The following is a 15,077-nucleotide window of genomic DNA, read 5'->3' as shown; positions in this document are numbered from 1 at the left end:
TCGATCAGGGGAGGCGGTGATGGCGGGTAAGCGCGGGCAGAGCCGGCGGCTGTTTCTGGGCGGAAGCGCCATGGTCGGGCTGATGCCGCGCCTACCGTCCGGCGCGGCGGCGGCGCCAGCAGCATTGCCGGGCCATGTCGCCGGCCCGTTCCGGCTGCGCCTCGGCGCCACCTCGCAGCTGCTGACCGGGCTCGAGGCCGAAGCCCGGCCCGGCTTCGATTTCGCCGCCAAGGGGCCCGCCGATCCGCAGCCGGGCTTCTATGCGCTCGGCGATATCGATCTGCGCTGGCGCCAGCCGGGCGCCCCCTGGCAGGATGCGTCCACCGCCTTTGATCGCCGCCCGGTCCGCCCGCTGCCCTTGCGGCCCGGCGATCTGGCGGCGGCCGATCTCGCGCCGAGCCTTCCAGACGCTCTGCCGCTGCGCGTGGAGCGGCGCTGGCGGGTGGAGGGCGAGGCGCTGGTGCTGCGCGTCACCATCGTCAACCGCGCCGCGACGGCGATTGAGCTGGGCGGGCTCGGCTTCGCCCTGCCCTTCGACAATCGCCTGACCGGGCGCGACCTGAACCAGGCGCATCACGAGGCGAGCTTCACCGAGGCCTATATGGGGCTCGACGCCGGCCATGTGCAGGTGGCGCCGCTGGGCGGCGGCGGCCCGGTGCTGCTGGTGCTGCCGGAGGCGGGCACGCCGCTGGAAAATTGGGCGCCGATCGCGGCCGGCCCGCCTGAGGCGCCGCGCCTGCTCGAGGATCGGCGTCCGCGCAGCCTCACCTTCGAGGGCTTTTACCGCTGGCTGGTGGCGAGCGCCGGCTTTGCCGAGCAGGAGTGGCGCGGCGTCGAGCAGTGGAACCCGCCCAGCCAGATCCGCCTCGAACCCGGCGCGCGCCGCCGCTTCGGCCTGCGCTTCGTGCTGGCGCCGGGCGTGCGCGCGATCGAGACCCGCCTGCGCGGCGAAGGCCGGCCGCTGGCCGTGGGCCTGCCCGGCTATGTGCTGCCGGCGGACTGTCCGGCCGATCTCTTCCTTGCCGCGCCCGCCGCCGTGGCGGCCATGGAGATCAGCCCGGCTGATGCGCTGACGCTGACCCCGCTCGCCGCCCCCGCCGCGCCCGGCTGGCTTCGCTACCGCGTGACCGGGCACGGCTTCGGCCGCGCGCGGCTGCTGCTGCGCTACGCCGATGGGCGGCGCCATGCGATCCACTATTTCCGCACCAAGGCCGCCACCGACACCGTCTCCGATCTGGGCCGCTTCCTCTTCACGCGGCAGTGGTACGATCGGGCGGACGACGGCTTCGGCCGCAGCCCCTCGATCATGAGCTATGATCGCGAGCGCGATGCCATCGTCACCCAGGACAAGCGGGTGTGGATCGCGGGGCTGAGCGACGAGGGCGGCGCCGGCAGCTGGCTGGCGGCGATCATGAAGCAGCTGATCGCACCCGATCCGCAGCAGATCGCCCAGTTTGAGCGGTTCCATGTCGAGACGATCGAGACGCGGCTGCAGGTGCCGGATGGACCGCTGCGCGATGGCGTGCGCAAGAGCCTCTTCTTCTACGATCCCGCCCAGGCGGACCGCTATGATCCGGCGATCGACTGGACCAGCTGGTCGAGCTGGAAGCGCGATGCCGCCCAGTCGGTGGTGCGGTCCTTCAACTATGTCCATGTCACCGCCGCGCAATGGGTGCTGTACCGGCTGGCGCGCACCCATGTGGGGCTGGTCAAGGCGCATGACTGGCGCTGGTATCTCGCGCGGGCGGCGCGCACCGCGCTCGCCATGCCGCGCCTCGCGCCGGAATATGCCGGCTTCGGGCAGATGGAAGGCGATGTGTTCGTGGCGCTGCTCGCCGATCTGCGGCGCGAGCAATGGCATGCCGAGGGCGATGCGCTGGAGGCGGCGATGCGCGCCCGCGCCGAGCATTGGCGCGCCGAGGCCTATCCTTTCGGCAGCGAGATGCCGTGGGACTCCACCGGCCAAGAGGAAGTCTATGCCTGGATGCAGCATTTCGGCTTCGCCGATAAGGCGGCGCTGACCCGGGAGGTGATCCTCGCCTATGATCCGCTGATCCCGCACTGGGGCTATAATGGCAGCGCGCGCCGCTACTGGGATTTTCTCTTCGCCGGCAAGACCGCGCGGCTGGAGCGCCAGCTGCATCATTATGGATCGACGCTCAACGCGCTGCCGCTGTTCGACAGTTTCCGGCGCGCGCCCGAGGACGTGCATCTGCTGCGGGTCGCCTATGGCGGGCTGATGGGCGGGCTGACCAATATCGACGAGCAGGGCTTCGGCGCCTGCGCCTTCCACGCCTATCCCGACATGCTACGCTTCGACGGCTATTCCGGCGATTATGGCATGAGCTTTTTCGGCCACGCCTTCGCCACCGCCACCTATGTGATCCGGCACGAGACGTTCGGCTGGCTCGCCTTTGGCGGAACGCTGGAGATGCGCGGCGGGACGATCCATGTCGCGCCGCGCGATTCCGCCCGCACCCGCCTCTTCCTCGCGCCGCAGCGGCTTTGGCTGGAGCTGGAGGCGGGGCGCTTTACCCGCTTCGATCATGATCCGGCCAGCGGCGCGGTGCGGATCGGGCTTGCGCCGGCCACGCCGCACGCGCCGGTGGCGCGGCTCCGGATCGAAACCGCGCCCGGCGGCTCCGGCTACCGCACCGAAAGGGCCTATGCGCGCGACCGCGGTGCCATGCTCATACCATTGAATTCGGACGAAACCGAAGCGGCGCTGATCCTCGGCTGAGGGGCCGCGCTCGAATCAGTTTCCTGGCGGGACGGGCATCACCCGGCCCCGTCCTGCGCCCCGCATGGCCACCGAAGCGGCTGTAAACGGCCGAAAATTGCGAGCTCCGCATATCGTATAAAATATTTGACACTCTCAGCCACTCATGTTGCAATTCCCCTACAAGAATAGAGTCAAAAGGGGCACTCGATGGTTGGCTCGCGCAAACTCCCGATCGCAATCAGCATGGCCGTTGCGGGCCTGCTCTCTTCCACCGCCTACGCGCAGGTGACCGCCGCCGGGGAACCGGCGGCCGATCCCACCACCGCGGCGAGCGGCGAACCGCAATCGATCGTCGTCACCGGAACCCGTATCCGGCGGCCCAATCTCCAGAGCAACAGCCCGGTGACGATCGTCGGCTCGCAGGAGATCCAGTATCAGGGCGCCACCACCGTCGAGGGCGTGCTGGCGCGGTTGCCGCAGGTGACGGCGGACGCGAACGAGAATGTCTCGAACGGCTCGGACGGCACCGCCAACATCAATCTGCGCAATCTCGGCGCCAATCGCACGCTCATCCTGATCAACGGCCAGCGCATGCTGCCGCAGCAGGCGGTCGACCTCAACTTCGTGCCGGCGGCGCTGATCGATCGGGTGGACGTGCTCACCGGCGGCGCGTCCGCCGTCTACGGGTCGGATGCGCTCGCGGGCGTCGTCAATTTCGTGCTGCGCAACAATCTCGAGGGCGTGCGCGTCGATGTGCAGAACAGCGTCGCCCAGCACGAGAATGGCGCCGGCCGGCTGCAGGACATCGTCACCGCGCAGGGCTATCAGACCGCGCCGCGTTCGGTGGTGGATGGCGCCAAGCAGGATGTGAATGTCTCGGCCGGCAAGAATTTCGCCGGGGGCCGCGGCAATATCTCGATCTTCGGCGGCTATCGCCACTTCGATCCCATCATCCAGTCCAACCGCGATGTTTCGGCCTGCGCGCTCCAGGCCGCCGACGCCGCCGGCACCGCGCTCAATTGCGGCGGCTCCAGCAACACGCCCTATGGCAGCTTCACGCCGCTGGCCGGACCGAACCAGGGCAAGGCGCTGACCAACGCCGCCGACGGCAGCAAGACCTGGGTGCCCTATACCAGCGCCTACACCTATAATTATGCGCCGCTGAACTACTTCCAGCGCTCCGACAATCGCTACACCGCCGGCGCCTTCGCCCATTTCGACGTCAGCAGCGCGCTGAAGCTCTATGGCAGCTTCATGTATATGAACGACCGCACCTTCTCGCAGGTGGCGCCGTCGGCCCTGTTCCTGGGCTCGCCCTTCACCCTCGCCTGCAACCAGCCGCTGATGAGCGCGCAGCAGCTCTCCGCCCTGTGCGGGACCGCCGCCGGCACCAGCGAGACGCGCGACACGCTGATCGGCTATCGTCTCGGCGGCAACGGCACCCTGCCCCGGCGCGACGATCTGCGCCACGAGGACTGGCGCTACAGCGCCGGCGCGCGCGGCGATCTCGGCCATGGCTTCAGCTACGACATCAACGCGATGCGCGCGCTCGTCCGCTATGACGAGACCTATCTGAACAATGTCGACGCGGTGAAGGCGCAGCGGGCGCTCGATATCGTCAACAATAACGGCACGCTCACCTGCCGCTCGGTGCTGGACGGCAGCGATCCCGCCTGCGTGCCGATCAACGTCTTCCAGGCCAACGGCCTGACCGCGGACCAGGCGACCTATCTCTATTCGCCCAGCCATACCCGGTCGCGCAACACGCTCACCACCGTGACGGGCGCGATCACCAGCGATCTCGGCACGTTCGGCCTCAAGAGCCCGTGGGCCGAACAGGGCGCGAGCCTGGTGCTCGGCGGCGAGCATCGACGCGAGACGCTCAACTTCTTCGCCGACGAGATCGCGCAGCAGGGCGGTGCCACCAATTCGGATGGCTCGATCACCGTCAACGAGGCCTTTGGCGAGCTCGAGGTGCCGCTGCTCGCGAACAAGCCCTTCGCGGAGACGCTGACGGTGAATGGCGGCTTCCGCTATTCGGCGTACAAGAACAAGCAAGGCTCCACGGGCTTCGGCTCGTCCTACAATGTCTGGACCTACAAGGCCGAGCTGAGCTGGGCGCCGATCCACGATCTGCGGCTGCGCGGCAGCTACAACCGCGCCATCCGCGCGCCCAATATCGGCGAATTGTTCGCCAGCCAGTCGGTCGGCAATGTGTCGGCGCAGGATCCCTGCGCGGGCGCCACGCCGCAGGCGAGCCAGGCGGCCTGCGCGCTCACCGGCGTGTCAGCGACGCAATATGGCTCGATCATCCCCTGCCCCGCCGATACCTGCTCGGCCCAGGCCGGCGGCAATCGCGCGCTCAAGCCGGAGCAGGGCGATACCTATACGGTGGGCATGGTGCTGACGCCGCGCATGATGCGCGGCTTCTCGCTCTCGGTCGATTATTTCCGGATCAAGGTTTCGGACTATATCAACAGCATCGATCCCAGCCTGACGATCAACCAGTGCCAGCAGACGGGCGATCCCTTCTATTGCGGCCTGTTCCACCGCGATCCCCGCTCCGGCGCGCTGTTCGGCAATTCGGGCTATGTCGTCTCCACCACGCTCAACACCGGCTTCCTGCGCACCGCCGGGATCGACGTGACGGCGGATTACACCGCGCCGCTCGGTCAGCTCGGCAAGCTGAACCTCAATCTGGTCGGCACCTGGGTGCAGGAGCGCGTCGCCTCGCCGCTGCCGGGGCTGGGCAGCTATGACTGCAAGGGCCGGTTCGGCTATAGCTGCGGCCAGCCGACGCCGGCGTGGCGGCACAGCCTGCGCACCACCTGGGAGACGCCGTGGAGCCATGCCAGCCTGTCGCTCAACTGGCGCTATTATGGCCGCGTGACGCTCTCCAGCCTGTCCGACAACAGCTTCCTCGCCGGCACGCCGAGCGTGGTGAACCGGCGGATCAAGGCCTATAATTATTTCGATCTCGCGGCGACGGTGGATGTGGCGAAGCGGCTTACGCTGCGCGTCGGCGCCAACAATCTGCTCGATCGCGATCCGCCCGCCATCGCCGCCGGCATCCTTTCGGCCTTCGGCAACGGCAATACCTATCCCGGCATCTACGATGTCGCCGGGCGCACGCTGTTCGCCGGCCTGACGGCGAGCTTCTGACGGACCGCGCGGCGTGATCCGTCTCACGCGGCGCGGCGCCATCGGTGCGGGCGGAGCGGCGGCGGCGCTAAGCGCGGCGCATGCCGCCCCGCTCGCCGCCACGGCGCCGGCGCCGCGCGAGACGGTGGCGCTGGACGCGGGCTGGCGCTTCCATCTCGGCCACGCCGCCGATCCGGCGCGCGATTTCGGCTTCGGGCTGAGCCATGACAGCTACGCCAAATCGGGCGAGATTGGCACGCCCGTCGCCGGCGCCGAATTCGACGCGCGCGATTGGGCGACGGTGCGGCTGCCGCACGATTGGGCGGTGGATCTTCCCTTTATGCCCTTCGGCCCGCCGGGCTCGGAGGCGGACCGGAGCGGCGCCTTCCAGGGCTTCAAGCCGGTCGGTCGACGCTGGCCGGAGACGAGCATCGGCTGGTACCGGCGCGCGCTGCCCATCGCCGCGGCCGATGCCGGCCGCCGGCTGCGGCTGGAATTCGATGGCGTCGGGCGCGACTGCCTCGTCATCCTCAACGGCTTCGTCGTCGCCTCCAACGAGAGCGGCTATGCGCCCTTCACCGTCGACATCACCGATGTCGCGCGGCCGGGCGAGGAAAATTGGCTGGTGGTCCGGTGCGACGCCAGCCTGGGCGAGGCCTGGTCCTACGAAGGGGCGGGCCTCTACCGCGCGGTGCGGCTGGTAAAGAGCCATGCCGCCCATGTCCGCCGCTGGGGCGCCTGGGTGCGCGCCGATCCCGTGCCGGCGGGCGCCGCGCTGCGCATCGCCACCGAGATCGACAATCATGGCCCCGCCTGCGCCGCGCGGCTGCGCTCCACCCTGATCGCGCCCGATGGCGGGCGGCTCGCCCGGCTCGAGGCGCCGCTCGATCTGGCGGAATGGAGCGGGCGGACGATCGAGCAGCGGCTCGACCTGCGCGCCCCGGCCTTGTGGTCGCCCGCCACGCCGCAGCTGCATCGGCTGATCACCGAGGTGCTGATCGGCGGCCAAGTGGTCGATCGCCAGGAGCGCGCCTTCGGCATCCGCTTCGCGCGCTTCGATCCCGATCGCGGCTTCTTCCTCAACGGCCAGCCGCTGCGCATCCAGGGAAGCTGCAACCACCAGGATCATGCCGGCGTCGGCTTCGCGGTGCCGGACAGCCTGCACGCCTGGCGAATCGAGCAGCTCAAGGCGATGGGCTGCAACGCCTATCGCTCCACCCACCATCCGCCGCCGCCGGCCGTGCTCGAGGCGTGCGACCGGCTGGGGCTGCTGATGCTGTGCGAGACGCGGCAGATGAGCAGCAATGCGGAGGGCCTGTCCCAGCTGGAACGGATGGTGCGCCAGGCGCGCGGCCATGCGTGCGTGTTCCTCTGGGGGATCGGCAACGAGGAAATCCATCGCGGCACGCCCACCGGCGCGCGGATCGCGGCGACGATGAAGCGGCATATCCGCGCGCTCGACGATAGTCGCCCCGTCACCGAGGCGCTGAACGGCAAGCTCGGACAGGGCGCCGCCGCCATTCTCGACGTGATGGGCTGCAACTATCATCTCGACGAGATCGATGCCTTCCATGCCGCCAACCCGGCCATGCCGATGATCGGCACCGAAACCGGCAGCACGGTGACGACGCGGGGCGTCTATGCGCGCGACGATGCCGCCGGGCTGGTGCCCGCCTATGATCGGGAGTTTCCGAGCTGGGCCAGCACCGCCGAGCAGTGGCTGCGCTTCTACGCCGCGCGCCCCTTCCTCGCCGGCGGCTTCGTATGGACCGGCTTCGATTATCGCGGCGAGCCGACCCCGTTCGAGCGCTGGCCGGAAAATGCCTCGCATTTTGGGCAGCTCGACAGCTGCGGCTTTCCCAAGGACAATTTCCATTATTACCGCGCCTGGTGGAGCGGGGAGACGGTGCTCCACCTGCTCCCGCACTGGACCTGGCCGGGCCGCGAGGGCGCGCCGATCGAGGTGTGGGCGCACAGCAATTGCGACGAGGTGGAGCTGCGGCTCAACGGGCGCAGCCTGGGGCGACGCGCGGTCGAGCGGCTCGGCCACGCCGCCTGGACGGTGCCCTACGCACCCGGACGGCTGGAGGCGCGGGGCTATCGCGCGGGGCGGCCGGTGGCGCGGGCGCGGCGCGATACGGCCGGGGCGCCCGCCGCCCTCTCGCTCAGCAGCGATCGCCGCCGGCTCGCGGCGGATGCGGTGGCGGTGGTGCGCGTCGCGCTCGTCGATCGCGCGGGCGTCGAGGTGCCGCAGGCGGATCGCCTGGTCTCGTTCGCACTTCACGGCGATGCCCGCCTGCTCGGCGTCGGCAATGGCGATCCGCGCAGCCTCGAGGCGGATCACGCCACCCGCCGCTCCACCTTCAACGGGCTGTGCATGGCGCTGGTGCAGGCCGGCCCTGGCGGCGGCGCGATCGCGCTGGAAGCGCGCGCCGAGGGGCTGAAGCCGGCGCTGCTCACGCTCGCCGGCCTCGGCTGACACCGCATCAGGCGCGCGGCAGCCCCGCCGGCCGGGCGAGCCGCACGCCGAAAACGGGCCCCGCCGTGTGCGCGGCATGGGGCTGAAAGCGGATCAGCACGCTCACCTTGCCGCGCGTCAGCGCCTCGGGCACCGCATAGTCGATGTCCACGAAGCGGCCCGGCGCCTGCGCGTCGAGCGTCTGGGTGGCGATGCGCGTGCCGTCCACCAAAATGTCGAAGGCGCGGTTGCGCTCCTCGCCCCAATAGGTGGCGGTGAGGATGAGCGGCCCGGGCGCCGCCTTCATGCGGAAGGCGAAATAGCCGCCGCTCCGCGCGTCGCGTCCATTGCGGCCGCGATAGACCACGGGATAGGAGATATCGGAGCTGAGCTGGTGATCGCGTTCCGGCTGCATCTCGCCCAGATGCATGACATCCACCGATCGCGCCGCGAGATCCGCCAGCCGTGCCTGCTCGGCGGCGATGGCGATCTTCTCGCGCCCCCAAGCCGCATCGGTGAAGCGCTTGAAATAAACGGCGCTTCGCCGATTATACGCCTGATAGAAGGGGGCGAAGTCGAGATCGGCGGGGCGGCCCAGCCCGGCGGTGCGGAAGCGCGCGCGGCCCGGCTCCACCGGCGTGAAGCCGGCGAGCAGATCCGCCCCCACCAAAGCCGGCGCGGCGCCCGGCGGCGCCGGCTGGTCGGCCGGGCCGAGATCGCCCGCCAGCACCAGCGGCCCGCGCAGCACGGTGACGAGATCGGGATCGCCGGGCGTCGGCTCCAGCCGCAGCGCCAGCGGCAAGGCGAGGCCGATCGTATCGCCCGCACGCCAGCGCCGGCGCAGCACCGCATAGCCGGCGCTGCGCGCCGCCTCGACGGGCGCACCGTTCACCGTCAGCGTGGCGCCTTCGGCCCAGCCCGGGATGCGCAGGGCGATGGTGAAGGCGCCCGGCCGGGCGAGGCGTTCCAGCGTCAGCCGCACCGCGCCATCGAAGGGATAGCCGGTCGCCAGCGCCACCGTCGCGCCGCGCGCGCGCCAGGTGGCGCGGGCGGGAATGTAGAGATTGACGATCAGCGCGTCCTTGCCTTCCCAGAAGATGCTCTCGCCATGCTTGGCGTGGCTCTCCATGCCGGTGCCGACGCAGCACCAGAAATCCCCGGTCGGCGAGGACCAGTCGCGCTTGATGCCGGACATCAGGGGCGTCATGTAGGTGAACAGGCCGGTCGCTGGGTCCTGCGCGGCGAGAATATGGTTGAAGTGGGTGCGCTCATAATAGTCGAACAGCGCGCCATCGGGCTGCCAGCCATAGAGATGCCGGGTCAGCTTGAGCATGTTGTAGCTGTTGCAATGCTCGCAGGTCTGCTCGGTCACATGCTGGGCGATCGCATCGGGCGCGAAGAAATATTCGCGGTCGGCGTTGCCGCCGATCACATAGCTATGGTGCCCGGTCACCCGCTCCCAGAAGAAGCGCGCCGTCCGCCCCGCCGTCTCGCGGCCACCCACCTCATAGATGCGGGCATAGCCGATCAGCTTGGGGATCTGGGTGTTGGCATGCTTGTTGGGCAGCACGTCCTCGCCCTGCTCGAGCGGCACCAGCACGCCGGCATCGCGGATCCGCTCCGCCACGCGCAACCACTGCGCATCGCCGGTGCGCGCGGCAAGCTCGGCATAGCTTTCGTTGAGGCCGCCATATTCGCACGCCAGCACCGCCTGCATCTGCTGATCGTCGAGCGCCGCGAAGACGCGCTGAAAATAGCCGCCCAGCGCCACCGCCACCGGCAGCGCGGCGTCGCACCCGGCCAGGGCCTGTGCGTCGAGCAGGCCCGCAAAGGTCTTGTGGATATTGTAGAGCGGCGACCAGGCGCCGTTGAGATCGAATCCGCCCGAGCGGATATCGCCGGCGGCGATCTCGTGGAAGATTTCCTCGCCATCCACCTGCGTGCCGTCCTTGCGCTTGCGCAGCAGGCCGGCGACATAGCCACTGCCCCGCGCGCGCTGACAGGCGGCAAGCTCGTCGACAATATAGGCGACGCGGCGGCGCGCCTCGGCATCGCCGGTCTGGGCGTGGAGGAGCGCGAGCGCGGAGATATAATGGCCGAGCGTATGCCCAGCGATCGTATCGCCCTCCCAGCCGCCATAGGCGGCGCCCTTGGGCGCCAGCCCTGCCCCCTTGCGGAAATTATGAAGCAGGCGGTCAGGCTCGAGGCTCAGCAGATAGCGGTGATTGGCGGTGACCGCGTCGAGAAAGGGCGAGGGCAGCAGCCGCACGTCCGCCAGCGGCAGCGGGCGCGGGTGCGCCGGCAGCAGCGCCGCCCCGGTGCCGGGGGCGGCCGCGGCGGCCGCGCGCGCCATCCCGCCCTGCCCCGCCAGCATCGCCATCACGCCCGCGCCCTTCAGCCATGCGCGCCGTGTTCCCGCTGCCTTCGCCGCCACCTGGCTCTCCTTGCGCCGAGTTGAGGATACGATATACGATGCATGGTAAGTGACATATTGTGGGGTATGGGGCAATGGGTAGCCGGATCACGAACTTCGCCAGCCTGATCGCGCTCGGCATCGCCATCGCCGCCGCGCCGGTGCGCGCCGCCGGCCCCGAAGATGCACGCTTCGAGGCGATCTACAAAGCGGAATGGAGCTGGCGCCAGGCGCAGCACGAAGCCGACGAGGATGATGGCGACACGATTTCCGCGCATCTGCCCGATGTCGGTCCGGCGGCGCAGGCGGCGCGGCTGGCGCGATGGACGGCGACCAGCCAGGCCCTGGCCGGCATCGATCCCGCCAGGCTCTCGCCCGCCAACCAGACCAACCTCGCCGTCTATCGCTACCAGATCGAGGCGCTGCTCGCCGCCCAGCGCTTCCGCGATTATGAGCGCCCGCTCAACGCTGACACGAGCTTCTGGGGCAATCTCGCCGGGGTCGCCCAGGCCAGCTTCCGCACCGCGCAGGATTATCGCAACTACCTGACGATGCTCGGCGAGATGCCGCGCTATTTCGACCAGCAGATCGCCAATATGCGGGCCGGGCTGGCGCGCGGCTTCACGCCCCCGCAGGTGACGCTGCAGGGGCGCGACACCACCGTCACCCCGGTGACCGACGCGCCCACCCCGGAGGCAAACCGTTTCTACGCGCCGTTCAAGGCGATGCCCGCGACGATCCCGGCGGCCGAGCAGGCCGCGCTGCGCGCCGAGGCGCGGCGCGTGATCGCGGACAAGGTGGTGCCCGCGCACAAGGCGCTGCTCCAGTTCCTGCGGAACGACTATATCCCCCACGCCCAGACCGCGCTCGGCGCCTATGCGCTGCCCGACGGCAAGGCCTATTACCAGTCCAAGATCTTCGAGTTCACGACGCTGCGCGCCACCCCGGCCGAGATCCACGCGACCGGCCTGCGCGAGGTGGCGCGGATCCGGGGCGAGATGCTGGCGGTGATGCGCGCGGTGCAATTCCAGGGCGATCTGCCCGCCTTTCTCGCGCACCTGCGCAGCGATCCGCAATTCTACGCCAAGACTCCGCAGGATCTGCTGAACCGCGCCGCCTGGATCGCCAAGACCTTCGACGGCAAGGCGGCGCGCTATTTCGGCCATCTGCCGCGCAGCCGCTTTGCGATCAAGCCGGTGCCGGACGATATCGCCCCCTTCTACACCAGCGGGCGCGGCGGGCCGGGCGTCTATCTCGTCAACACCTATAATCTGCCGGCGCGTCCGCTCTACTCGTTGCCGGCGCTGACGCTGCACGAAAGCGCGCCGGGCCACGCCTTCCAGATGCCGCTGGCGATGGAGCATAAGGATCTGCCCGGCTTCCGCGCGGAATATATCTCGGCCTATGGCGAGGGTTGGGCGCTCTATTGCGAGAAATTGGGCGACGAAATGGGCATGTACGACACGCCTTACGACCGTTTCGGCATGCTTTCGTACCAAATGTGGCGCGCTGCGCGGCTGGTGGTGGATACCGGCATCCACACCATGGGCTGGAGCCGCGCCCAGGCCCAGGCCTATCTGCACGAGAATACCGCGCTCGCCGATCACGAGATCGAGACCGAGGTGGATCGCTACATCGCCTGGCCGGGCCAGGCGCTGAGCTATTATCTGGGCGAGATGGCGATCGTCGACGGACGCGCGCGGGCCGAGCGGGCGCTCGGGCCCAAGTTCAACATCCGCGCCTTCCACGATGCGGTGCTCGAACTGGGCTCGGTGCCGCTGCCCGTGCTCCAGACCCGGATCGATCGCTTCATCGCCGAAGGCGGCAAGGGCCCCTATCCGGACGAGGAATGACGATCCGACGCCGGCCGGCGCTTCAGCCGAAGGGCCGGTCGATCGCCGGCTGGGGTTCGGTGAACCAGGCCGCGCCGTGATCGGTGACGTGGAAATGATCCTCGAGCCGGATGCCGAACCGCTCGGGCACCACGATCATCGGTTCGTTCGAGAAGCACATGCCGGGCGCCAGCGGGGTGCGATCGCCGCGCACCAGATAGGCGGGCTCGTGGATCGCCAGCCCGATGCCGTGGCCGGTGCGGTGGGGCAATCCCGGCAGCCGATAGGCCGGACCGAGCCCCGCCGCCTCCAGCACGGCGCGCGCGGCCGCGTCCACCGCCTCGCAAGGGACGCCGGGGCGGACGGCGGCGAAGGCGGCGGCCTGCGCGGCCTTTTCCACCTCCCAGATGGCGCGCGCCTCGGCGCCCGGTTCGCCGAAGCCATAGGTGCGCGTGATGTCCGAGTGATAGCCTTCGATCGTGCAGCCCGTGTCGATCAGCACCAGGTCGCCCTCGGCGAGCGGCTGGGGCCCGGGCAGGCCGTGCGGAAAGGCAGTCGCGCGGCCGAACTGGACGATGCAGAAGCTCGCGCCCGAAGCGCCCAGCGCGCGGTGCGCTTCATCGATGAAGCGCGCGACCTCGATATTGGTGATGCCCGGCGCCAGAATGCGCGCGGCGCGGCGCTGGACCTCCAGCGTCATCGCCTTGGCCTGACGCATTAGGGCCAGCTCGGCGGGCGATTTGATCATCCGGCAGCCATCGATCACCGCCGCGCCATCGCCGAGCCGCACCCCCGGCGCCGCCGCGCCGAGCCGCCCCGCCATCTGGAAGGACAGGGCCGGATCCACCGCCAGCCGCGTCACGCCCGCGCCGGCCAGCGCATCAGCGACGAGCCGGTGAGGATCCTCATCCTCCTCCCAGAGGCGGAGATCCATCTCGATCGCCAGCTCGGCCGCGACGCTGCCCTGCTCGAACCGCGGGCAGACCAGGATCGGCGTGCCGGTGGGCAGCAGCAGCATCGCCACCGGCCGCTCGCTCGGCCCCCAGCTCAGCCCAGTGAAATAGCGGAGCGAGGGGCCGGCCTGCACGAGCAGCGCCCCGGCGTCGCATTCCGCCATCAGCGCCCGGGCGCGGGCGAGGCGCTCCGCCCGCTCCGCCGGCGTGATCGGCGGGGCCGGCCTGGCCCAGAGGGCGAGCGCCGCCAGCTCCGCCGCAGCGGTCGAACCTCCGATGCTCATGCGCTATCCTTCTCGAAACGGGCGATGTCGAACGGGGCGAGCGGCACCGGCGGCGCCGTGCCGGCGGCCAGCGCGGCGACGATCTCGCCGGTGATCGGCGCCAGCGTCAGGCCGAGATGCTGATGGCCGAAGGCATAGAGGAGATTGGGCGCGCGCCGGCTGCGGCCGATCGCGGGCAGATAATCGGGCAGGGTCGGCCGCGAACCCATCCAGCGGGTGAAGGGCGGACGCAGCGGCAGGCCGAGCGCGGCGACATGCGCCTCGAGCCGCGCCCATTTGGCGGGATCGGCGGGCGCGTCCGCATCGCTTAGCTCGACAAAGCTCGCCGCCTGGACGCAGCCGGCATAGCGCGTGACGATCATCGCGCGATCCTCGAACACGATCGGCGGCAGATCGTCCGGCCAGGACGCGGCGTCGGCCCGGATATGGTAGCCGCGCTCGGCGATGATCGGCGCCCGATGGCCGAAGGGGGCGAGCAGCGCGGGCGCGCGCACGCCGGCGGCGACGAGGATCAAGTCCGCCCGAAGCGTCGCGCCATCCTCCAGCACCGCCTCCGCCGCCCCGCCGGAAACGCGGCGCAGCGTGGCGCGGCCCGGCACGATCCGGCCGCCACGCGCCGCCAGCCGCGCCGTCAGCGCATCGGCGAGCGCCGCGAGATCGCGGATCTGGCCGGTGTTGGTGAAGCGGATCGCATCGGCGCAGCCGGCGGGCGCGAGCCGTGCCAGCGCCGCGCGCTCGGCCGCGTCGAAGGCGCGGAAGCGCGCGGTGCCGATCGGCGCCGCCGCCCAGGCCCGCCGCCCCGCCGCCGCGCTCGCGGCGCTCTCCCAGGCGACGATATGGCCGTGCTCGCGCACAAGATCGGGCGCATCCAGGCCGGCGGCGAGCCGGTGCCAGGCGGGCATCGCGCCGGCGAGCAGCGGGGCGAGCGCGGCCTGGCCGGCTTCGAACCGGCGCGGCGCGGCGGCGCGCGCAAGGCGCAGGCCGAAGGGCAGCCAGCGGCCGATCTGGCGCGGCGGCAGCGCCAGCGCCCCGCCCCGGCTGAACAGACGCCGCGGCGCCGAGCGCAGCGCCGCGCGCGAGGCGAGCGGCGCGCCCTGCTCGATCGCGATATGGCCGGCATTGCCCCAGGAGGCGGCCTGACGCGCGGGATCGGCGTCGATCACCGTCACCGACCATCGCTGATCGGCCAGCGCCACCGCGCTCGCCAGCCCCACCACGCCCCCGCCGATGATCACCGCCCGCGCCATGCTTGCCTCCCGCAGCGGCGGTATCGT

7 protein-coding genes are annotated in these 15,077 nt (G+C 70.3%); 4 read left to right on the top strand and 3 right to left on the bottom strand.

Going from position 1 to position 15,077, the window contains the following annotated elements; genetic code table 11:
- Positions 1 to 19 precede the first annotated feature (19 nt).
- The 3 genes from LHA26_RS13105 to galA all read left to right on the top strand — a co-directional run bounded on the left by LHA26_RS13105 (position 20) and on the right by galA (position 8,342).
- Positions 20 to 2,740 (top strand): DUF5695 domain-containing protein, encoded by a 2,721-nt coding sequence (locus tag LHA26_RS13105; protein WP_252166041.1) that lies wholly within the window; start codon positions 20 to 22, stop codon positions 2,738 to 2,740.
- Positions 2,741 to 2,965: 225 nt separating this feature from the next.
- Positions 2,966 to 5,884 (top strand): TonB-dependent receptor, encoded by a 2,919-nt coding sequence (locus LHA26_RS13100; RefSeq protein WP_252166040.1) that lies wholly within the window; start codon positions 2,966 to 2,968, stop codon positions 5,882 to 5,884.
- A gap of 13 nt (positions 5,885 to 5,897) precedes the next feature.
- Positions 5,898 to 8,342 carry a beta-galactosidase GalA gene (gene galA, locus LHA26_RS13095; protein ID WP_252166039.1) on the top strand — a complete coding sequence of 815 codons (2,445 nt, stop codon included), beginning with the start codon at positions 5,898 to 5,900 and terminating at the stop codon, positions 8,340 to 8,342.
- A gap of 7 nt (positions 8,343 to 8,349) precedes the next feature.
- On the opposite strand, the gene LHA26_RS13090 is transcribed toward galA, so the two are convergent.
- The gene (locus LHA26_RS13090) at positions 8,350 to 10,755 is read right to left on the bottom strand and encodes a beta-L-arabinofuranosidase domain-containing protein (RefSeq protein ID WP_367890718.1); all 2,406 of its coding nucleotides are present in this window, start codon (positions 10,753 to 10,755) and stop codon (positions 8,350 to 8,352) included.
- 74 nt (positions 10,756 to 10,829) lie between these two features.
- On the opposite strand from LHA26_RS13090, the gene LHA26_RS13085 reads away from it, so the two are divergent.
- Positions 10,830 to 12,587, top strand: a complete 1,758-nt coding sequence (locus LHA26_RS13085) for a DUF885 domain-containing protein (RefSeq protein WP_252166038.1) — start codon at positions 10,830 to 10,832, stop codon at positions 12,585 to 12,587.
- Positions 12,588 to 12,609: 22 nt separating this feature from the next.
- On the opposite strand, the gene LHA26_RS13080 is transcribed toward LHA26_RS13085, so the two are convergent.
- The gene (locus LHA26_RS13080; RefSeq protein ID WP_252166037.1) at positions 12,610 to 13,803 is read right to left on the bottom strand and encodes a M24 family metallopeptidase; all 1,194 of its coding nucleotides are present in this window, start codon (positions 13,801 to 13,803) and stop codon (positions 12,610 to 12,612) included.
- The gene (locus LHA26_RS13075) at positions 13,800 to 15,050 is read right to left on the bottom strand and encodes an NAD(P)/FAD-dependent oxidoreductase (RefSeq protein WP_252166036.1); all 1,251 of its coding nucleotides are present in this window, start codon (positions 15,048 to 15,050) and stop codon (positions 13,800 to 13,802) included. Before LHA26_RS13075 ends, LHA26_RS13080 begins: the two co-directional genes overlap by 4 nt.
- Positions 15,051 to 15,077: the final 27 nt, after the last annotated feature.

The sequence above is a fragment of the Sphingomonas morindae genome (assembly GCF_023822065.1).
Taxonomy (GTDB): domain Bacteria; phylum Pseudomonadota; class Alphaproteobacteria; order Sphingomonadales; family Sphingomonadaceae; genus Solisphingomonas; species Solisphingomonas morindae.
The sequence above is the reverse complement of the archived record's forward strand: the minus strand, read 5'-3'. Positions and strand labels throughout refer to the sequence as shown.

Excerpts from the sequence above, each read along its gene's own strand:
- LHA26_RS13105 (WP_252166041.1), top strand. The coding sequence starts at position 20 with ATGGCGGGTAAGCGCGGGCAGAGCCGGCGGCTGTTTCTGGGCGGAAGC.
- LHA26_RS13100 (WP_252166040.1), top strand. The coding sequence starts at position 2,966 with ATGGCCGTTGCGGGCCTGCTCTCTTCCACCGCCTACGCGCAGGTGACC.
- LHA26_RS13085 (WP_252166038.1), top strand. The coding sequence starts at position 10,830 with ATGGGTAGCCGGATCACGAACTTCGCCAGCCTGATCGCGCTCGGCATC.
- LHA26_RS13080 (WP_252166037.1), bottom strand. The coding sequence starts at position 13,803 with ATGAGCATCGGAGGTTCGACCGCTGCGGCGGAGCTGGCGGCGCTCGCC.
- LHA26_RS13075 (WP_252166036.1), bottom strand. The coding sequence starts at position 15,050 with ATGGCGCGGGCGGTGATCATCGGCGGGGGCGTGGTGGGGCTGGCGAGC.